The sequence below is a fragment of the Streptomyces sp. NPDC006332 genome, from assembly GCF_040612855.1.
Lineage (GTDB): Bacteria > Actinomycetota > Actinomycetes > Streptomycetales > Streptomycetaceae > Streptomyces.
Map to the genome: position 1 here is coordinate 433,030 of NZ_JBEXRA010000001.1, position 20,306 is coordinate 453,335.

A 20,306-nucleotide genomic window follows, 5' to 3' on the forward strand; every position below is an offset into this window, starting at 1 on the left:
GACAAGAACGGTACGAGCAGCCCCATCGCAGGATCTGCAGCAGCTTGTCGACCGGACCGATTCCCTTTGCCCTTCGCGGTGTTGACGTACTCGTCAACTCGTGACTGACTGTGCGTACACCATGCACACCAGGTGAAACGTCGGCACCGCATCGTGGAGGTGTGCCCTGCCGCCCCTCCTCCGCTACCCGACCGTCGACGAACTCGGCGCCCGGGCGGCCGCGCTGGTCGCCCGTCACCCCGAAGAAGCCCGACTGCGCCAGGTGGGCACCTCCCGCGCGGGCACCCCCCTGTGGCTGCTGTCCGTCGGTCACGGCAGCCGCCAGGCCCTCGTCGTCGCCGGTCCGCACGCCAACGAACCCGTGGGCGGCGCGACCGTCCTGCGGCTGGCCGAGCGGGCCCTCGCCGACCCGGCCCTCACCTCGGGCGCCGACGCCACCTGGAACCTGCTGCTCTGCCTCGACCCGGACGGCCTGCGCCGCAACGAGAACTGGCTGGACGGCCCCTACACGCTGGGCCGCTACTTCCGGAACTTCTTCCGGCCGGGCTTCCTGGAACAGCCCGAATGGCTGCCCGACGGCGCGGCCGCCGCGGCCCTCCCGGAGACCCGCGCCCTGCTCGACCTCCAGGACGAACTGCGGCCCTTCTTCCACTGCTCGCTGCACGGTGTCGACGTGGGCGGCGGCTTCGTCGAACTCACCCGCGACCTGCCCGGCCTCGCCCAGCACGTCGCCCACAGCGCGACCCTTCTCGGCATACCCCGCGAACTCGGCCCGTACGACACCCTGTACTGGCCGCGCCTGGGGCCGGCCGTGTACCGGATACCGCCGCCGAGCCCGGGCGACCTGGCCGCGGCCATCACCGAGGCCGCCGTCGAGTCGACCTGGTACCACCCGCATCGGCACGGCACGGTGACCGCCGTCGTCGAGGCGCCCATGTGGGGCGTTCCGGCCGTGGAGGCCGCCGGCCCGTCACCGGACCGGGTCGGCGTGCTGCGGACCGTCAGCCACGCCCTGCGGCACGACGCGCGACTCCTGGAGGTGCTCCTCGCCCAGATCCGCCCCCATGTCTCGACCGTCCCGGACGCGGCCCGGCTGCTCGCCCCGGTCGAGGACTACCTGCTGGTCTGCCCCGGCCTCGCCGACGCGTGGGACCCCGACGTCCCCGACGGCGTCCGCCCGCTGCCGAACCTGAGCGCCGCCCATCTGGCCGCACTGCGCATCGCCGGGCGACGCCTGGCCCTGCGGACGGCGGGGCTGCTGCACCAGCTCGTGACCCGGGCCGGTGCCGGACCTGCCTGGGTGCGGCCCGGCCTGGACCGCCTGATCGACGAGTGGTGCGCCGACTACCGCGACGGCTGCGGCGCACGCTGGATCCCGGTCGCCCGCCAGGTGGAGTACCAGTCCCGGGTGGTGCTCGCAGCCTGCGAACTCGCCGCGCGGTACGCGCCCGCCCGTTCCCGTTCGGGTGAGCCGGGGTGGGGATCGCAGGCCGCCGTGCCGATGCATCGGGAATGACATACACCACCACAGCGAAAGCGCTCCGGGGCGGCCTGCCGGCCGCGGCCGTCCTCCTGCTCACCCTCGTGACTCCGGCGCAGGCCGCCCCCCAGGAGGCCGCCCCGGGCAACTGGCTCTACGTCTCCGTCACCACGGGCGACGCCCGCTCCAGAGAGTCGCGCGGCACCCTGCTGATGTGCGACCCGCCACGCGGTCACCAGCGCGCCGCCGAGGCCTGCGCACAACTGGAGACGACCGCCGGCGACATCGACGCCCTCCCGGCCACCGACTCCTACTGCACGATGGTCCACGCACCGGTGACCGCACACGCGCGCGGGCTGTGGAACGGACGTCCGGTCGCCTATGCGGAGACCTTCACCAACGCGTGCGTGATGAAGGCGCGGACCGGAGCGGTCTTCGCGCTGGACAGCTGACAGCCCCGCCGTGACCAGGGCGCACGCGCGGGTGGGGTGACCGACCGGTGACCCCACCCGCGCGTGCCGCGGCCGTTCGACGGCGCCCTGTCACCCTGGCTTCTCACCCGCCCCTCTCACGCCGCCCTCGCACGCGCGTGCAGCGCCACCGCCACCACCGTGCGGGACTGGTGCTCCACCTGGTTCGCCACGGGCACCCAGCGGGCCAGGAAACGTTCCGTGAAGGCATCGCTCCAGGCCGCCACGAGCTGTTCGAGGCGCGGTGCCACCGGGTCGTCGGTCTCCCGCAGGACCCGCAGCAGCATGGCCGCCGCCCGCAACGGCAGCCGGCGCGCGAACGCGTCCACACTGCCGACGTACGCCCGCGTGCCGTCGGCGGGCGGCGTGTGCGTCCAGTCCGCGGCCAGTCCCGGCACCAGCTCCAGCCCCCAGTCCGCCGCCCGCAGCAGCGGGCCGCCCAGAGCCGTGAGCCGGGGCCGCGCGTCGGCGAGCACCCGCTCCAGCTCCGAGGTGTCCCGCAGCAGCCGGTCCGCCAGCCGGCGCATCGCCGCCGCCGGGGCCGGGTGCGGCGCAGGGTCGTCCACCAGGTCGCTCGCCCACATCGGCACCTCGACCACCGCGGTCAGGCCCCCGTAGCGGTGCACGTGGTACCAGGTGCACCGGCGTGCGTCGTCCGGCATGCTCGGGTACGCGGCGCCCGCACCCGGAGCCGGCATCACATGCACGCCCCGTCCGGAGGCCGGCCAGCCCGCCGCGTCCGAGGCGCCGGTCTCCACCGGGATGTGCGACCTCGCCGCGGACCTGGCGAACGGCTCGGCCAGACCTGGCACCTCCCTCGTCAACTGCACCCAGCTGCCGCCCACATCGGTGCCGTGGAGGGACACCTGGAGGTAGGGCCGCAGCTCGTCGATGACGGCGGTCAGGGCGCGCGTCTCCGGCGGCAGCCGGTCCGACGGCACCAGGGACGGCGACCACTCCGGCTGCTCCGGTCCCGCGGGCCGGTAGAAACCGAGGTGGTACTCGAACAGGCTGCGGGGCGCCGGAGTGACGTGCAGGCTCGCCCCGTCGGGGTCCGCGCACAACAGGAAGTGCCAGGACGTGTCGTCTCTCAACTCCCGTTCACGCAGCACCCGTTCGGCGACCGTCAGGAGGGTGCTGGCGCCCGTCGGCTCGTTGGAGTGGGCGCCCGCGACCACCAGGACGGCACGTCGGGCGTGGCCCACGGACAGCAGGTGCAGGGGCCGGCCGGCCCGGGACACGCCGACCTGTCTCAGGACGCACACGCCGGTTCGATGGGCGGCCAACGCGCGTGCGGACGCGACCAGTTCGGCAACCGTGAGGTAACGCAGCTCCGGCAGGAGACTCACCCCCGTGACGTCCGCCCGGCTTCCCCATGCGCAGTACCCCACGGTCCCGTTGACCTGTCAAGGACCGCGAGCGGGAGGCTCCGGGGCGCCCGGACGCATTCAACGGCAGCGGGTACGACGGCGAGCATGGCCGTGGGCGCCGGTCCGGTCCGGGAGCCGACGCCATCACCCCGACTGCCCCTCCCCCTACGCCTCCCCGGTCTCCTCCGCCTCTTCCCCGACCCGCTCCAGCAGCGCCACCGGAAGTCGGTCGAAGAGCTCCGCCACGCTGATGTGCCCCGTGAACTCCCGCCCCGGTGCCAGCACGTCGGCCCACCGCCCCGGCGGCAGCGGCAGCCGTGTGTCCCGCCAGCCGCCCGCCTCCGCCAGCCGCAGCGACAGCCGCGTCACGGCCGTCAGAGCCTCCCCGGAACGCACGAACGCCAGGCAGTGACCCGCGGCGGGGCCCTCGGCGGTCAGCGGCGCGTACGTCGCCGCGTCGCCGAAGACATCCGGCCGCCGCCCGCGCAGCCGCAGCGCCGCCCGCGTCACCGCGTCCTTGTCGCCCGCGTCCTCGGGGGGAAACGGAACGGGCCGCCGGTTGTCCGGATCGACCAGCGCCCGGTACTCGCCCTCCGTGCCCTGGTACACGTCCGGCACGCCCGGCATCGTCAGCTGGACGAGGGCCGTGCCCAGCACGTTCGCCCGGATATGGGACTCCAGCGTGCTCCGGAACGCGGTGACCCGTTCGCCCGGCTCCCCGCACGGCCCGGCCGCGACGAACGCCGCCACCGCCTCCTCGTACGCGGGTTCCTGCTCGGTCCAGCTGGTGTGCAGCCCGGCCTCACGTACGTGCTTCAGCAGGGCGCCCTGGACCCGCTCCGCCGGAGCCGGGCCGAGCCCGAACACCGTCTGCCAGGCCGCCCACGCCAGCTGCGGGTCCGGCACCCCCTCCCCGGTGCGGGTCACCTCCGCCAGTACGTCCGCCCAACGCCGCGGGCACTCGGTGAGCACCGCGAGGGCCGCCCGGACGTCCGCGCTGCGCTTGGTGTCGTGCGTCGAAGCGACGGTGCCGCTGACCGGCCAGTCCCGCTGCACGCGCGCGCAGTAGGCGTGGAAGTCCTCCGGGGACACCGCGGGGGCGCCCGGGTTGCCGCCCACCTCGGTCGCCGACAGCAGCGGCACGTAACGGTAGAACGCCTTGTCCTCCACGGACTTGGCGCGCAGCGCCGACGAGGTCTGCGCGAACCGGGCCCGGAACTCGGCGTGCCCGGGCCCGTCGCCGTGGCGCCCCAGCAGCAGGTCCCGTACGACGTCCACCGCGCCGCCCTCCTCGGGGACCAGGAAGGCCGACCGGGCCTGCGCCGCCGCCTCCTCGGTGACGACCCGGGCCGCGTCCCCCGGGGAGTACGGCCGGTAGACCTCCAGACGCACCAGGAGTTCCTGGAGGGCGGTCCGCAGTGCCCAGGGAGCGCGGTCGCGCAGCGCGGGCTCCGCAGAGGCCTGACACACGCGGCTCACCACCCGGGACAGCCGGTCCACCTCGGCCGCCAGCTCGTGGGTGAGCACCTTGTACGCGGCCCGCCGCACGGTCGCCGCCCAGTCCCCGCCCCGGTCCGTCTGCGGGGCCGCGAAACGCCGGTACTGACCCAGCAGTTCCCCGGCGCCGGCCGGATCCGCGAAGAGACCGTCGACGTGCCGCAGCGCGTCGTAGCCCGTGGTGCCCGCGACCGGCCAGGACGCCGGCAGGTGCTCCCCGTCCGCCAGGATCTTCTCCACGACCGTCCAGCGACCGCCGGTCGCCTCGTGGAGCCGCCGGAGGTAGCCGCCGGGGTCCGCGAGGCCGTCGGGGTGGTCGATGCGCAGGCCGTCGAGGACGCCCTCGTGCAGCAGCTGGAGGATCTTGGCGTGGGTCGCCTCGAAGACCTCCGGGTCCTCCACCCGCACCCCGATGAGTTCGGAGATGCTGAAGAACCGCCGGTAGTTGAGCTCCGTCCGGGCCAGCCGCCACCACACCGGGCGGTACCACTGGGCGTCCAGCAGCTGCGGAAGCGGCAAGTCCGCGGTGCCTTCCCGCAGCGGGAACACATGGTCGTAGTAACGCAGGAGGTTCCCGTCGACCTCCAGGTGCGCGATCTGGGTGCCGAGCGGGCCCCCGAGTACCGGCAGCAGCACCTGGCCGCCATGCGGCTCCCAGTCGATGTCGAACCACCGCGCGTACGGTGACTCGGGCCCCTCGCGCAGTACCTCCCACAGGGCGCGGTTGTGACGCGGGGCCGCGGCCATGTGGTTCGGCACGATGTCCACCACCAGACCGAGCCCGTGCTCGCGCGCGGTACGCGCCAGCGCCCGCAGCCCGTCCTCGCCGCCCAGCTCCTCACGCACCCGCGCGTGGTCCACCACGTCGTAGCCGTGCGTGGAGCCGGGAACCGCCTCCAGGACGGGGGACAGATGCAGGTGCGAGACCCCGAGCGAGGACAGGTACGGCACGGCCGCGGCCGCCGCCGAGAACGGGAACTCGCGCTGGAGCTGCAGCCGGTAGGTGGCCGTCGGCACCGCCGGGACGGATCGCACAGGTGTCATGCAGACCTACGTACCCGCCCTGCCGCCGTTCCTGTCATCACCACCGTCACTTGCCCCGCGCGCGCCCCGTCCGCCGCCCGGAGGACATCGGACGGGACGCGCTTCTGGCGTCGGTTGCAGCGGTGCGCCTAGACCGGCCGCTGCAACACCATCATGCTCCGGTCCACCAGCGTCAGCCGGTCGCCGGCCTGCACCTTCGTGCCCGCGGCGGGCGGGACGCCGTCCGTGCGGGAGGTGTCGACCACCACCTCCCACTGCCGGCCGTGGCTGACGGGCACCACGAAGTCCAGCGTCCCGGGCGTGGCGTTGAACATCAGCAGGAACGAGTCGTCGGTGATGCGTTCCCCGCGCGGACCGGGCTCGGAGATCGCGTTGCCGTTGAGGAACACCGCCAGCGCCGGCGCCTGCGGCGAGTCCCAGTCCCGCTGGGTCATCTCCTCGCCCTGGGGAGTGAACCAGGCGATGTCCGACAGCTCGTCGGTGGTGCCCTCCACGAGCCGCCCGTGGAAGAAGCGCCGACGCCGGAACACCGGATGGTCCTTGCGCAGACCCACCATCGCGCGGGTGAAGTCCAGCAGCTCACGGCCGAGCCCCTCGGTGCCCGGCCACTCCACCCAGGCCAGCTCGCTGTCCTGGCAGTACGCGTTGTTGTTGCCGTGCTGGGTGCGCGCGACCTCGTCGCCGTGACTGATCATCGGTACGCCCTGGGACAGCATCAGCGTGGCGATGAAGTTGCGCATCTGCCGGGCCCGCAGGTCCAGCACCGCCGGGTCGTCACTCTCGCCCTCGACCCCGCAGTTCCAGGACCGGTTGTGGCTCTCCCCGTCCCGGTTGTCCTCGCCGTTGGCCTCGTTGTGCTTCTCGTCGTACGAGACCAGGTCACGCAGGGTGAACCCGTCGTGGCAGGTCACGAAGTTGATGGAGGCGAGCGGCCGCCGCCCGTCGTCCTGGTACAGGTCGGACGAACCGGTCAGCCGGGACGCGAACTCCGCCAGGGTGCGTGACTCACCCCGCCACAGGTCCCGCACGGTGTCGCGGTACTTGCCGTTCCACTCCGTCCACAGCGGCGGGAAGTTGCCCACCTGGTAGCCGCCCTCGCCGACGTCCCACGGCTCCGCGATCAGCTTCACCTGGGAGACCACCGGGTCCTGCTGCACCAGGTCGAAGAACGACGACAGCCGGTCCACCTCGTGGAACTGCCGGGCCAGGGTCGCCGCGAGGTCGAAGCGGAACCCGTCGACATGCATCTCGGTGACCCAGTAGCGCAGCGAGTCCATGATCAGCTGGAGCACGTGCGGGGACCGCATGAGCAGCGAGTTCCCGGTGCCCGTGGTGTCCATGTAGTAGCGGGGATCGTCGGTCAGCCGGTAGTACTGCGGGTTGTCGAGGCCCTTGAAGGACAGCGTCGGGCCCATGTGGTTGCCCTCGGCGGTGTGGTTGTAGACGACGTCCAGAATGACCTCGATGCCGGCCTCGTGCAGCGCCCGCACCGCCGACTTGAACTCCAGTACCTGCTGGCCGCGGTCGCCCCAGGAGGCGTACGCGTTGTGCGGGGCGAAGAAGCCGATCGTGTTGTAGCCCCAGTAGTTGTTCAGCCCCATGTCGACCAGACGGTGGTCGTTCACGAACTGGTGGACCGGCATCAGCTCCAGCGCCGTGACGCCCAGCTCGGTGAGGTGCTCGATGATCGCCGGATGGGCGAGGGCCGCGTACGTCCCGCGCAGCTCCTCCGGCAGCCCCGGGTGCCGCATCGTGAGGCCCTTCACATGGGCCTCGTAGATCACCGTGTGGTGGTAGTGGGTGCGCGGGCGCCGGTCGTCGCCCCAGTCGAAGTACGGATTGACCACGACCGACGTCATCATGTGCGGCGCCGAGTCCAGGTCGTTGCGCTTGTCGGGCTCGTCGAAGTGGTAGCCGTACACCTCCTCGCCCCAGCGGATCGCACCGCTGATCGCCTTCGCGTACGGGTCGAGCAGCAGTTTCGCCGAATTGCAGCGCAGACCGCGTTCGGGGGCGGACGGCCCGTGCACGCGGAAGCCGTAGCGCTGTCCCGGCATGATGCCGGGCACGTACGCGTGCCGGACGAACGCGTCGCTCTCCCGCAGTTCCACCGCGGTCTCCGAGCCGTCGTCGTGCAACAGACACAGCTCTACTCGGTCCGCGGCCTCGGTGAAGACCGCGAAGTTCGTGCCGGCGCCGTCGTACGTGGCGCCGAGTGGATACGCCTCTCCAGGCCAGACCTGCATGGACACGACTCTTTCAGGTGAGTGGGGCCGCCGGGTGCGCCTTGGTCATGAGTCTCCCCGAAAGTGAGGGAACCACCTATGACTTACGTCCCTCTTACCGGGCGACCAGTGCCCGCGGTGATCGATGACCACACCGCGAGCCGAAAAAATGGGGCAGACACGTACTCCCGGGGATGTTGGGGGAGTAGGGGGAAGATGTGCGCAAGATAGTGCACCGCCACCTGGGCAAGGTGGTGGCCGGTGCGGCCATCGCGGTCGCCGGGACCGCCGTGATGGTCGGGATAACCCTGCCGGGGACGGCAGGGGCCGACGAGACCGGAGGGACCCAGGGGACCACCCGCGCCGGGCAGCAGGCCGGCCAGGAGCCGGGCCAGGGCCAGGAGCAGGGACAGGGCCAGGGGCAGGGCGCGGCGGTGGCGCCCGGAGTGGTGGAGCAGCCCGCCGCCGAGGGCGACAAGGGCACAGGCCGCGACCCGCTGACCGACGACGAGATCACGCGCGTCGAGCAGATCGCCCTGAACCGGCAGCTGCGTGACACCAGCGAGGACGTCGAGGGCGACCGCGGCCCGCAGCGCCTCACCGTGGACCTCGCCGATCCCGAGGCCGCCGAGGTCGGCGACCCGGACGCCCCCCGGCGGGCCGACGTGACGTTCTACGACTACCGGGACGACACCCTCGTGTCCCGGACCGTCGACCTCGCCAGCGGGAAGGTCGTGCGGACCGACACCCAGCGCGGCGTCCAGCCGCCGCTGAGCCGGGAGGAGAACGTCGAGGCGACGAACCTTCTGATCGCCGACCCGCTGGGCGCGGGCCTGAAGGCGGACTACAAGGACGCCACCGGCAAGGCGCTCACCTCCGCCGACCAGCTGCTGGTGACCGGCGGGGTCTACCGGGCGACTCCGGGAGCCCAGCCCGCCGTACTCGACAAGTGCGGCGAGCACCGCTGCGTGCGGCTGTTCCCGAAGATCAAGAACGGGTCGTGGATCGACGCCCGGACCCTGGTGATCGACCTGAGCGCCCGCAAGGTCGCCAAGCTCAAGGACTGAGCCACCCTCCGTCCACTTTTCGAACCGCACCTCCTGCGAGGGAGTCATTTCTTCATGCACGTAAAGCGCTCCATCAGCGACCCCCGGCCGCGGAGAACCAGTCGGGCCCGCACCCGGGCCGCCGTCGGCCTGTCCGTGGCCGCGCTGGCCGCCGGTGCGACCACCGGCGCCGGACCGGCCGCCGCCCAGCCCGCCCAGCCGAGGACCGCCACCGCCGCGGCCGCCGCCGACTGCAGTGCCGCCTACCGCATCGAGCAGCAGCTCGACAGCGGTACGACCTGGCGGATGTGCTGGCGCTACGACAACAAGGCCGGGCTCGTCCTGGAGAACGTCTCCTACCAGCCCAAGGGCGAGAGCGCGCCGATCAAGGTGCTCAACAGCGCCCGGCTCGGTCAGATCCACGTCCCGTACGACGACGGGAAGAACGAGTACGACGACCTGACCGGCTTCAACTTCGCCCAGGGCCTGATGAACCTGGCGCCGGGCGAATGCCCCGGCGGCACCATCAAGACGGTCAAGGTCCCCGACCTCTGGACCTCGGACAACCCGAACGTCAAGGGTCTGTGCACCACCACCCGCTCCCGTGGCCACGCCTACCGCATGCAGGGCGACGCCGCGAACAAGGTCTACCAGGCCCAGGGCAAGGACCTCCTCGTCTACACGGTCAACCAGGTCGGCTGGTACGAGTACATGACCGAGTGGCGCTTCCAGGACGACGGCACGGTCACCATGAACGTGGGAGCGACCGGCAGCCTCTCCTTCGAGGACTACGACGCCGGCGACGGCCGCGGCTGGCCGATAGGCAAGGGCGCCGCCAAGGCGTCCGCCACCAGCCACAGCCACAACGTCTTCTGGCGGCTCGACTTCGGCCTCGACGGCTCCTCCAAGAACCGCGTCGAGCAGTACGACTCGGCCGTCACCGCGCCCACCGCAGGTCAGCAGGCCCCGACCACCAAGACCACCCGCACCAAGGTCACCAAGGAACAGGCGGCCGACACCAAGGCCTACCGCTGGTGGCGGATGGTCAGCGAGTCCGGCAAGAACAAGGACGGGCACGCGCGGTCGTACGAGATCGTCCCCGGAACCAGCACCAAGTACCCGGGCCGCGCTTTCACCAAGCACGACCTGTACTTCACCCAGTACAACAACTGCGAGCTGTTCGCCAGTAACAACCCGGGCAGTTGCGGGGGCAAGTCCGTGGACAAGTGGGTCAACGGCCAGACCCTCACCCACCCGGTCGTCTGGATGAACGTGGGCTTCCACCACATCGCCCGGGACGAGGACCAGCAGCCCATGCCGATCCACTGGCAGGGGTTCTCCATCGTCCCGAGGGACGTCACCGCTATGAATCCGCTCACTCCCGCCGATCTGGCCTGGCAGAACGGTCACTGGCAGCCGCGTAGTTGAGAAACGACCCGTCCATCGGGCTGCACCGCCGACCGCTCGCGGAGTACTCTTCCTTGATCTTTGGATGGGGCCTGGCGCCCCGGGAGAGCTCGGGGGAGCGGAAGGCGGTGCGCGGGTGGGGTCGGGAGGGCTGGAGCTGCCCCCTGGTGGCGAGAATCACCAGGGAGACTCCGCGGACGCCCCGCCCGGCACGGTGTCCCTGGCCCGGCCGATGGACGCGGGTGCCATCGGGCCGGAGCTGGACTGGGACGCCGATGCCTGGCGTGAGGTACGCACCCGTGCCCAGCGGGCGGGGCGCGCCTACATCTGGCTGAATCTCGTCGAACAGCGGCTGCGCGCTGTCGTGGCCGCCGTGCTGCGCCCCGTCTACGAACCCGTGCACAGCGACGACTGGGTGGTCGCCGCGGCCGGACCGGCCGGCCAGGAGTGGGTCCAGCGCGCGGTCGCCGTACGCGAGGTGAGCCGCCGCAAGGGTTATCTGCTCGACCCTGCCGACGACAACGTCCTCAGCTTCCTCACCCTTCCGCAGTTGCGGGAGCTGATGGTGCAGCACTGGCCCTGCTTCGAGCCGTACCTCGACGACCGCCGGGACGTCGAACTGGCGCTGGACGAGCTGGAGGTCACCCGGAACGTCGTCTCGCGCAACCGCGCACTGTCCGAGGCCGTCCTCAGCCAGGCCGAGCGGGCCTCCGCCCGGCTGCTTGAGATGCTCGGCACGGGCGGCGACGTGCCCTCCGCACGCCGGCTGCCGGTGGACGCGGTCGAGAACCTCGTCGGCGAGAGGTACGCGGACGTGGTCGCGGTGCACTCCGACCGGGTGCGGCTCATGCGGCAGTTCCCCGCCGAGGACATCTTCGGCGACGCCCGCCGGCTGGACGCGGTGGGCATCGGCCTCAACCTGCTGGTGCAGAACTTCTCCGGCCGCCGGCTGGTGCGACTGGCCGAGACCGGCTGCCGGGTGCGGCTGCTGTTCCTGAACCCGGCCTCCAGCGCGGTCAAGCGACGCGAGCGTGAACTCGGCCTCAAGCGGGGCGAGTTGAGCCGGGCCGTCGAGATGAACATCCTGCACATGCGCCGGGTCCGCTCCAAGCTGCGCGACCCCGGGGCCTTCGAGATCCAGGTGTACGACGAGACGCCCCGCTTCACGGCGTACCTGGTGGACGGCGACGGCTCGGACGGTATCGCCGTGGTGCAGTCCTATCTGCGGCGCTCGCGGGGGATGGAGGCACCGGTGCTGGTGCTGCGCGGCGGAAGCAGGGTGGTCAAGCCGGGCGAGGCCGACGACTCCGGTCTCTTTCCGACGTACCGCGAGGAGTTCGAGACGGCTTGGGCCGATTCGCGGCCGGTGTCCTGAACGGAGTGGGCCCCGCTTGCGGTGGTCCGCTCCTCGGTGTCCCGAACTGTCCGTCGGTTGGGGGCCCCTAAGCGGAATGCGGTCCTCGGATTGTCAGTGGTGCGTGCGATCGTGGAGACCACTGGGGGAAAGCACCACCAAGAAGGGGGAACCACCCATGGGCTGGCACCGCGAGCTGCTGATCGGCTTCGACCTGGAGACGACCGGGACCGATCCGCGCGAGGCGCGTATCGTCACGGGCGCCGTGATAGAGGTCAGGGCCGGGCAGCCCCTGGGACGCCGGGAGTGGCTGGCGGACCCCGGTGTTCAGATCCCGGAGGAGGCCGTGGCGGTGCACGGCATCAGCAACGAGCGCGCGGCCACCGAGGGCCAGCCGGCCGACCAGGTCGCGGAGGCCATCGCGGACGTCCTGGTGACGTACTGGAAGACGGGCGTGCCGGTGGTCGCCTACAACGCGGCCTTCGACCTGACCCTGCTCTCGGCCGAGTTGCGACGCCACGGCCTGCTGTCGTTGCGTGAACGCCTGGGCGGCCTCGACCCCGCCCCGGTCGTCGACCCGTACACGATCGACCGGTGGGCCGACCGCTACCGCCGGGGCAAGCGCAACCTCGAAGCGGTCTGCCAGGAGTACGGCGTCGTCCTGGAGTCCGCCCACGAGGCCTCGGCCGACGCCCTCGCCGCCGCCAGGCTGGCCGGCGCGATAGCCGAGCGCCACGCCAAGGTCGCGGAGCTCGGTCCGGCGGAGCTGCACCGTCGCCAGATCGAGTGGTACGCCGAGTGGGCGGCGGACTTCCAGAGCTTCCTACGCCGCAAGGGCGACGCGGACGCGGTGGTGGACAGCGTGTGGCCGCTGCGGGAGTTGGCCGACGAGCCCGTGTGAGGCGACGCGCCGACGGCTCGACGCCCGACGGTGCCCGCTGTGAGCCGAGAGGCCGACGGGTCCGGTGTGGGGCAAGTGTGACCCGGCCCGTCAGACCGTCGGAGGGCTCGCGACCGGGTGGTGCGGCGGTCCAGCTCGACCCGAAGCACGATGCGCTTCGCGCCCTCGGAGGCGGGATGCCCGCGCACTTCGCAGACGGCCTCGGTGGTGCCCTCGGGGTCGTGGTCGATGAGGTGGCAGTCGACGGAGGAGGTGCCGAGCAAGGAGATCAGACGGTGGTAGGTGTCGTGGTCTGGCATCGGGTGTTCTTTTCGGTGGGTCCGACTTCGGTCTCGCGTGGGGCCGCCGCGCGGTGGGCACGTTCCACCGCCTGGCCCCAGTAGGTACCGACGATCATCAGCACCGCTCCGACACCGGCCAGCGGGGTGAAGTGCTCGCCGCCCAGGACGATCCCCGCCGCGGCCGCCCAGATCGGCTCCGTGCCCAGCAGCAGGCTCGCGCGGCTGGCGGAGGTCCGCTGCACCGCCCAGGTCTGCGCGAGGAAGGCGAACACGCTGCAGAACAGGGCGAGATAGAAGAGCTGTGCCCAGGTCGCGGCGTCGGTGCGGGCGAGGGCCGGCAGTTCGTGTGCGGCCGGTATCAGGAACAGGGCCGAGCCGACGAGGGTCTGCACCGTCGTCAGGTGCAGGGGTCGGACCGCCCGGCCCGCGGTGAGCCGGCCGACCAGTGCCACGTGCACCGCCCGCACGCCCGCCGCGGCGAGCATCAGCAGATCACCGAGGCGGGGCGCGTGGAAACCGTTGCCGGACATCAGCAGTCCGACGGCGAGGACGCACACGCCGGCGGCCGCGTAGAAGGCGGGAGGCAGACCGCCCGGGTGTCCGGTGCGGTCCAGGAAGGGGGTGAGCACGATGGTCAGGCTGATGATCAACCCCGCGTTGGCGGCGGTGGTGTGGGCCACGCCGTACGTCTCCACGACCAGGACGGCGGCCTGGGTGACCCCGAGCGGCACACCGGCCCTGAGCTCCTCGCGGGTCCACCGACGCGGGCCGTGCCAGGTGCCGGCACGGGCGGCGACGAGGCCGAGACAGACGAGCGCGGACAGGCCGTACCGCACGAGCAGGACCAGCAGGACGGGGAGGGCAGCGGTGGCGGTCTGGGCGGACAGGTAGCTGGAACCCCAGACGAGGGCGACCAGGAGGAGTACCGCGTCGGTACGGCGGGCGTCGGACACCCGCCCACGGTGCACCGACGAGGTTGCTGAAGCCTAGAGCCACCTTCTTAAACGATCTTTTAGTTTCCCTACAGGGTGCTTCTACACTGAGGAGGTGGACGAACGTCAGTTGCGGATCCTGCGGGAGCTGGGCGAACTGGGCAGTGTCACCGCGGTCGCCGAGGCGTTGCTGGTGACACCGTCGGCGATCTCGCAGCAGCTGCGGCTGCTCCAGCGCTCCATCCCCGTGCCGCTGACCGAGCGCGACGGGCGGCGGCTGGTGCTCACGGGCGCCGGGCAGGCCTTGGCCGGTGCGGCGGTCGAGGTGGAGACGGCGATGGCGCGGGCCCGGCACGCGGTGGAGGAGTTCGTCGGCCGACCGGACGGGGAGGTGTCGGTGGCGGCGTTCCACAGCGCGGGCGCGGCGTTCTTCCCGCCGCTGCTGCGGGCCTTCGCCGAACCCGGGCATCCGGTGCTCGCGCTCGCCGACGAGGACGTCGCCCAGGACGACTTCCCGCGGTTGACCCGGGAGTACGACCTCGTACTCGCCCACCGTCTCGACCACGCCCCGCCGTGGCCGCGCGCGGTGACCGCGACGACGCTGTTGCGCGAGCCGTTGGACGTGGCGTTGCCCGCCGGTCATCCGCTGGCCGCCGAGCGGCGGCTGACACCGGACGATGTGGCCGACGAACCGTGGATCACCGTGCACGACGGGTTCCCGGTCATGGCCACCATCGAGGCCATTGCCGCGGCGGCGGGCCGTCGGCTCCGTCTGGCGCACCGCATCAACGAGTTCGCGGTCGCCGCCGAAGCCGTCGCGGCGGGCGGCGGCCTCGCGCTGATGCCGCGCTGGACGACACGTCCGCATCCCGCGCTGGTTCTGCGGCCCCTGGTCGGGGTGCGGGCCAGACGGCACATCGACGCCCTGCAACGCCCGGAACGCGCGGCGCGGAAGGCGGTCCGCACGGTCCTGGCCGAACTGCGCCGCGCAGCACGAACCATCCAGGACAGGGACCCCGACGGTCAGGTGCATTCCTGACGGCGCGGGGCCGTGAGGAGACGCGGCCAACCTGCGGGGGCCGGGCCGACAACAACGGACCCTCGCGGCCGCCCGACAACGAAGGACACCCGGGGCCACCGGCGCTCAGAACGGGTACCACCGCACCGTCGGGTCCCCCTCGCGCAGTGACCCCACTCGCCGTTCGAACTCCGCCCGCGCCTTCGGGTTGCTGGGTGCGTGCTGGGCCACCCACGCACAACTCGCGGTCTCCCGGGCACCCCTCAGCACCGCACAACCCGACCACTCGCGCACGTCCCAGCCGTACGCCTCGGTGAACGAGTCGTAGGCCGCGGCGGACATCCCGTAGCGGTCGTGGGAGAGGGCCATGACGACCAGGTCGTGTTCGCGCAGGTCCAAGGAGACGGTCTCCAGGTCGACGAGGACCGGGCCGGACGGTCCCACGTGGACGTTGCGGGGCAGGGCGTCGCCGTGGATCGGTCCCCGGGGCAGCCGCGGGGTCAGTGCGGCGGCGGCCGACGCGAAACCGTCGCGGCGCTCGCGGAGGTACGCCGCGTCCCGCGGGTCGATCGCCTCGCCCGCGAGCCGCAGCCAACGCTCCACCCCGTCCAGCAGGTCGCGCGGCGGCAGCTCGAAGGACTCGAAGGAGGGGACGGGCAGCGCGTGCACCATGCGCAGGAGTTCGGCCAGATCTCGGGGCTCGGCGGGACGTACGGGCTCGGGCAGCCGCTGCCACACGGTCACCGGATGGCCCTCGACGGACAGCGCCTCGGGGCCCGCCGCCCGAACCGCCGGGACGTCCTGCTCGGCGAGCCACACCGCGACGGCCAGTTCCCGGCGGGCCCGGTCGAGGAGTTCGGCGTCGCGGCCCACCTTGACGACCAGGTCACCGGCGGCGAACACGGCGTTCTCACCCAGGGAGAGCAGCCGCGCGTCCTCAGCCCGGCCGGGCAGCACCCCCGCCGCGGCCAGTACGTCCCGCGCCCGTGCCTCGTCCATCGTCCGCCTCCGTGTCGTCGTCCGTACCGAGTCGCCCCACGGTCGCCCGGACGGTGTCGAGTTCCCGCCATCCGCCGGCCAGTGTCGCATTCGCACAGGTCGGACCGGTGTGCGCGGTGCCTTGACGGGGCAGAGCCGCTTCACGACCATGACCAGGGCCCACCGGGCCCGGATGCGTCACGAGCCGTGCGAAGGAGCCGATCACGTGACCGTGATGACCGCGACGAAGCGGTCGGCGCAGGGCACTGGGCGCGCCGACGGGGGCTTACGGCCGCCCGACCGCGGTGCCTGGTTCCTGGTGCTGCCCGCGCTGATCCCGATCCTGGTGCTGAGCGTGGGTCCCCTGCTCTACGGGATCACCCTCGCCTTCACCGACGCCCAGTCGGGGCGGACCGAGCCCACCGAGTGGATCGGCGGGCTCAACTTCCAGGATCTGCTGCACGACACGCTGTTCTGGGAGTCGTTCCGGATCGGCCTGGTCTGGGCGGTCGGGGTGACCGTCCCGCAGTTCCTGCTCGCGCTCGGACTCGCCCTCCTGCTCGACCAGGACCTGAGGCTGCGCTGGCTGGCCCGTGCCCTGGCGATCATCCCGTGGGCCATGCCCGAGGTCGTCGTCGGTGTGATGTGGCGGCTGGTCTACAACCCGGACGCGGGCGTCCTCAACGAGACCCTGCGCGACCTCGGTCTCGGTGACGGCCGCGACTGGCTCAGCGGCCTCGGGACCGCCCTGCCCGCGGTGATCGTGGTCGGCGTCTGGGCGGGCATGCCGCAGACCACCGTCGCCCTCCTCGCCGGACTGCAGAACACCCCACGCGAACTCCACGAGGCGGCCGCGATGGACGGGGCCGGCGCGTGGCGGCGTTTCTGGACGGTCACCTGGCCCGCCCTGAGACCGGTCGCGCTCGCGATCACCGCCCTCAACTTCATCTGGAACTTCAATTCCTTCGCCCTGGTCTACGTCCTGACCAGCGGAGGACCCGGCGGCCGGACCCGGCTGCCCATGCTCTTCGCCTACGAAGAGGCCTTCGGCTACGGCCAGTTCGGTTACGCGGCGGCGATGGGCTGCGTGATGGTCGCCGTGATCTCGGTGCTGCTGGCCCTGTTCCTGGTGGGCCGCCTCAGGGGAGGTGACGACGCGTGAGGACCAGTACCGGCGGTCGGGTCGGCCAGTACGCGGCCCTGCTCGGATATCTCGTCTTCCTCGCCTTCCCCTTCCTCTGGCTGGTCTCCACCGCCTTCAAGTCACCCCGGGAACTGGGCAGTCTGCACCCCACCTGGATCCCGAGGGACCCCACCCTCGACAACTTCCGGCAGGCCTTCGACGAACAGCCGCTGCTGCGCGCCGCGGGCAACTCCCTGCTCGCCGCGCTCGGCGCCGCGCTGATCGCCGTACTGATCGCGACCCCGCTGGCGTACGTCATGGCCCGCCACCGCACCCGGCTCGCCAGGGCCGCGACGGGCTGGGGCGTCGTCAGCCAGGCGTTCCCCCTCGTGCTGGTGATCATCCCGCTGTTCCTGGTGCTGAAGGAGCTGCGCCTGATCAACTCCCTGGCGGGGCTGGTGCTGGTGTACGTCGTGTGGGCGCTGCCGTTCGCGCTGTGGATGCTCGTCGGGTACGTGCGTGCCGTGCCCGCGGAGCTGGAGGAGGCGGCGGCGGTGGACGGGGCCGGGCGGCTGCGGACGCTGGTGTCGGTGACCGCGCCACTGCTCGCGCCGGGGATCGTGGCGACGGGCCTGTTCGCGTTCATCACGGCGTGGAACGAGTTCTTCTTCGCGCTGGTGCTGCTGAAGACGCCGGAGAAGCAGACCCTGCCGGTCGTCCTCACCCACTTCATCGGCGCGGAGGGCGTCGCCGACCTGGGTCCACTGGCGGCGGCGTCCTTCCTGGCCACCCTGCCCTCACTGGTCGTCTTCGCGATCATCCAACGACGGATCACGGGAGGCATGGTGGCCGGGGCGGTGAAGAGCTGATGCGTGTCAAGATCGCCGGTCTCCTCGCGCTGGCCCTGCTGCTCTCCGGCTGCACCGGCGACGACAGCGGTTCGCGGGACGGCCGTGTCACGCTCCGTTTCCAGTCCCTCGCCTGGCAGCAGGAGTCCGTCGAGGCCAACCAGGACCTGGTCAAGGAGTGGAACGCCGCACACCCGGACGTCAAGGTCGAGTACGTCCAGGGGAGTTGGGACAGCGTCCACGACCAGCTGCTCACCTCCTTCGAGGGCGGAGAGGCGCCTGACATCATCCACGACGCCTCGGACGACCTCGCCGACTTCGCGTACGGCGGCTACCTCGCCGATCTCACCGACCTGCTGCCCGATCGGCTCAGGTCGGACATCCCGCAGCGCAGTTGGGACACGGCGACCTTCGGCGGCGGGATCTACGGCGTCCCGTTCCTGCAGGAGCCGCGGGTGCTCATCGCCGACTCGGCCCGGCTGAAGGAGGCGGGCGTACGCATTCCCACCCCCGAACACCCCTGGAGCTGGCCGGAGTTCAGGCGGATCACCGAGCGGCTCAGCGGCGACGGCCGGTACGGCGTGGCCTGGCCGCTCAAGGAACCCGTCTCCGCCACCCTCAACCTGTCCCTGTCGGCGGGCGGACAGCTCTTCCACCGGGGCGCGGACGGCAAGGTGACCGTCCGCTTCGGGACCGGCGACGCGGTGGTGCCGCGCACCATCCACGACCAGGCCGAGGTTGACGGCAGCGCCTCGCCGACCACCCTCGGCAGCGGCGGCTCGGACACCCTGCCCGGCTTCTTCGGCGGCAAGTACGCGATGGTCCCGCTCGGTTTCTCGTACCGGCAGCAGATCACCCAGCAGGCACCGAAGGGCTTCACGTGGCAGGTGCTGCCCGCCCCGGCCGGCGCCGACGGGCTCACCCAGGGGGTCAGCCCGCAGACCCTGTCGGTCGCCGAGGACAGCCCGCACAAGAAGGAGGCCGCCGAGTTCATCGACTTCCTGCTCCGGCCCGAGAACATGGTCCGGCTCGCCCTGGGCGACTGGATGCTGCCCACCGGCACCCAGGCCCTCGAGGACCCCGCCCTGCACACCGCCAAGGACGGCTGGGCCACCGGCACCGCCCTCGCCTCACATCTGCGCCCGGCGCCCGCGCAGTCCGTGCGCGGCTACCCGGAGTGGAAGGACAAGGTGGCCACGCCCGCGTTCCAGGAGTACTACAGCGGCGCGATCGACCTCGGTGAGTTGCGTCGACGGCTGGAGGAGGACGGCAACCTGGTGTTGGCCCGCTATCAGCGCTGAGCGTCGCGAGCCCGGATCAGGAAACGGCGGGGCCCGTGATGTAGCGGCCCTTCTCGTCGTACGGCCAGACGTTCGGCACACAGCCGTGCATGCCCTTGATCTGCTGCATCATCGCGGGCGCCGGTTGTCCCTCGCCGGGGCAGCCGACGTGGTCGTGGCGGAGGAAGTGGCCGACCTCGTGGTTGATGATCAGTCCGCGGTAGGCCGTGACGTCCTTGGCGTAGACGGGGGTCGCCAGCAGCCAGCGCTTGAGGTTGACCATCACGTTCTGGCTCACGTTGCAGTTGACCTCACCGCCGGTGTCCAGCCCGTACTGTCCGCAGATCTTGTCCACCGTCCCGGGCGTGGCGACCCGGACGGCGAAGTCGGTGGCGCCGCTCGACACCCGCCTGAACGCCGTGTGGCCGTCCGCCGTCCATCCGCGCCGGTCGGCCAGGATGTCCTCCACCTGCTCGGCGACGTCCGCGGCGGACAGGTCGAGGCCGTCCTCGACATCGACCCGGTATCGCAGGACGGTGCCCTTCCCCACCGTGTCGCTGCCACCGGACGCGGTGGTGAACGTCCCCGGCCCCGTGGCCGGGATGACCGGCTTCGAAGACCGGCCGGACGAACCGGCGGCGGATTCACCAGTGGACGGACTGCTGGACGGACTGCCGGACGGACTGCTGGAGGGGCTGGTGGCGGGCCGGGACGGCGTGGTCTTCGCGCCGGGTTCGGGCCGGGAGGAGCCGGGGCCGGCCTCGGCGCGCTCGGTGGGCTCGGACCGGCCGTCGGCGTGCGTATCGCCCCCGCCCGGAGACGTCCAGCCCACCGCCGCGAAACCGGCGGTGCCCAGGACCGTCAGTGCGGCCAGACCTGCCCACAACTGCCCGTTCCGTCCGCGCGGGGAGGCGTGTGACGGGCCCCTCCGACGACTACGGCTGTTGGAAGAAGTTGCTTTGCGAGCGGTCATGGTTGTTCAGATTGTGATCGCGATGTGATGGGTTCGGGCTCGAATGGTAACGAAAAAGTAACGGCCTTTGGGGTGTCGG

General features: G+C 71.8%; 16 protein-coding genes. 10 read left to right on the forward strand and 6 right to left on the reverse strand.

The features are described from left to right. Positions 1-166 precede the first annotated feature (166 nt). Both ABZ027_RS01765 and ABZ027_RS01770 read left to right on the forward strand, forming a co-directional pair. A complete protein-coding gene (locus ABZ027_RS01765) occupies positions 167-1,516 on the forward strand; it encodes a M14 family zinc carboxypeptidase (protein ID WP_356763449.1) in 1,350 nt (449 codons plus the stop codon). After that, a complete protein-coding gene (locus tag ABZ027_RS01770; RefSeq protein WP_356763249.1) occupies positions 1,513-1,932 on the forward strand; it encodes an SSI family serine proteinase inhibitor in 420 nt (139 codons plus the stop codon). Before ABZ027_RS01765 ends, ABZ027_RS01770 begins: the two co-directional genes overlap by 4 nt. 116 nt (positions 1,933-2,048) lie before the next feature. Here the strand turns inward: ABZ027_RS01770 and ABZ027_RS01775 are convergent, their stop codons facing one another. The 3 genes from ABZ027_RS01775 to glgX form a co-directional block, all read right to left on the reverse strand. Further along, on the reverse strand, positions 2,049-3,299 hold the full coding sequence (locus ABZ027_RS01775; protein WP_356763251.1) for a M14 family zinc carboxypeptidase: 1,251 nt from the start codon (positions 3,297-3,299) through the stop codon (positions 2,049-2,051). Between the two features lie 186 nt (positions 3,300-3,485). Further along, entirely contained in the window at positions 3,486-5,861 is a 2,376-nt protein-coding gene (gene treY, locus ABZ027_RS01780; protein ID WP_356763253.1) for a malto-oligosyltrehalose synthase, read from the reverse strand. Positions 5,862-5,989: 128 nt separating this feature from the next. Then, positions 5,990-8,107, reverse strand: coding sequence for a glycogen debranching protein GlgX (gene glgX, locus ABZ027_RS01785; RefSeq protein ID WP_356763255.1), 2,118 nt, complete (start codon positions 8,105-8,107; stop codon positions 5,990-5,992). Positions 8,108-8,304: 197 nt separating this feature from the next. Here glgX and ABZ027_RS01790 point away from each other — a divergent pair, with 197 nt between their 5' ends. From ABZ027_RS01790 to ABZ027_RS01805, 4 genes are all read left to right on the forward strand, one after another. Next, positions 8,305-9,153, forward strand: a complete 849-nt coding sequence (locus tag ABZ027_RS01790) for a Tat pathway signal sequence domain protein (RefSeq protein WP_356763257.1) — start codon at positions 8,305-8,307, stop codon at positions 9,151-9,153. 54 nt (positions 9,154-9,207) lie between these two features. Next, complete coding sequence (locus ABZ027_RS01795) at positions 9,208-10,560, forward strand: copper amine oxidase (protein WP_356763259.1); 1,353 nt, start codon at positions 9,208-9,210, stop codon at positions 10,558-10,560. A 64-nt stretch (positions 10,561-10,624) separates the two neighbouring features. Continuing rightward, positions 10,625-11,914: an SAV2148 family HEPN domain-containing protein gene (locus ABZ027_RS01800; protein ID WP_356763261.1), complete on the forward strand. Its 1,290-nt coding sequence runs from the start codon at positions 10,625-10,627 to the stop codon at positions 11,912-11,914. Between the two features lie 157 nt (positions 11,915-12,071). Beyond that, the gene (locus ABZ027_RS01805; RefSeq protein ID WP_356763263.1) at positions 12,072-12,794 is read left to right on the forward strand and encodes a 3'-5' exonuclease; all 723 of its coding nucleotides are present in this window, start codon (positions 12,072-12,074) and stop codon (positions 12,792-12,794) included. 268 nt (positions 12,795-13,062) lie between these two features. Here the strand turns inward: ABZ027_RS01805 and ABZ027_RS01810 are convergent, their stop codons facing one another. Then, a complete protein-coding gene (locus ABZ027_RS01810) occupies positions 13,063-14,028 on the reverse strand; it encodes a DMT family transporter (protein ID WP_356763265.1) in 966 nt (321 codons plus the stop codon). Between the two features lie 94 nt (positions 14,029-14,122). Between ABZ027_RS01810 and ABZ027_RS01815 the strand changes: the two genes are divergently transcribed. Next, the gene (locus tag ABZ027_RS01815) at positions 14,123-15,046 is read left to right on the forward strand and encodes a LysR family transcriptional regulator (RefSeq protein ID WP_356763267.1); all 924 of its coding nucleotides are present in this window, start codon (positions 14,123-14,125) and stop codon (positions 15,044-15,046) included. A gap of 105 nt (positions 15,047-15,151) precedes the next feature. Here the strand turns inward: ABZ027_RS01815 and ABZ027_RS01820 are convergent, their stop codons facing one another. Then, positions 15,152-16,024: an aminoglycoside phosphotransferase family protein gene (locus ABZ027_RS01820; protein ID WP_356763269.1), complete on the reverse strand. Its 873-nt coding sequence runs from the start codon at positions 16,022-16,024 to the stop codon at positions 15,152-15,154. A gap of 205 nt (positions 16,025-16,229) precedes the next feature. Between ABZ027_RS01820 and ABZ027_RS01825 the strand changes: the two genes are divergently transcribed. From ABZ027_RS01825 to ABZ027_RS01835, 3 genes are read left to right on the forward strand one after another with little or no spacing between them, the layout of a single operon-like run. Further along, entirely contained in the window at positions 16,230-17,165 is a 936-nt protein-coding gene (locus tag ABZ027_RS01825) for a sugar ABC transporter permease (RefSeq protein WP_356763271.1), read from the forward strand. Then, positions 17,162-17,995 carry a carbohydrate ABC transporter permease gene (locus ABZ027_RS01830; RefSeq protein ID WP_356763273.1) on the forward strand — a complete coding sequence of 278 codons (834 nt, stop codon included), beginning with the start codon at positions 17,162-17,164 and terminating at the stop codon, positions 17,993-17,995. Before ABZ027_RS01825 ends, ABZ027_RS01830 begins: the two co-directional genes overlap by 4 nt. Next, positions 17,995-19,275: a sugar ABC transporter substrate-binding protein gene (locus ABZ027_RS01835; RefSeq protein ID WP_356763275.1), complete on the forward strand. Its 1,281-nt coding sequence runs from the start codon at positions 17,995-17,997 to the stop codon at positions 19,273-19,275. Before ABZ027_RS01830 ends, ABZ027_RS01835 begins: the two co-directional genes overlap by 1 nt. 16 nt (positions 19,276-19,291) lie before the next feature. Here the strand turns inward: ABZ027_RS01835 and ABZ027_RS01840 are convergent, their stop codons facing one another. Next, on the reverse strand, positions 19,292-20,140 hold the full coding sequence (locus ABZ027_RS01840; protein WP_356763277.1) for a DUF3152 domain-containing protein: 849 nt from the start codon (positions 20,138-20,140) through the stop codon (positions 19,292-19,294). Positions 20,141-20,306 lie beyond the last annotated feature (166 nt).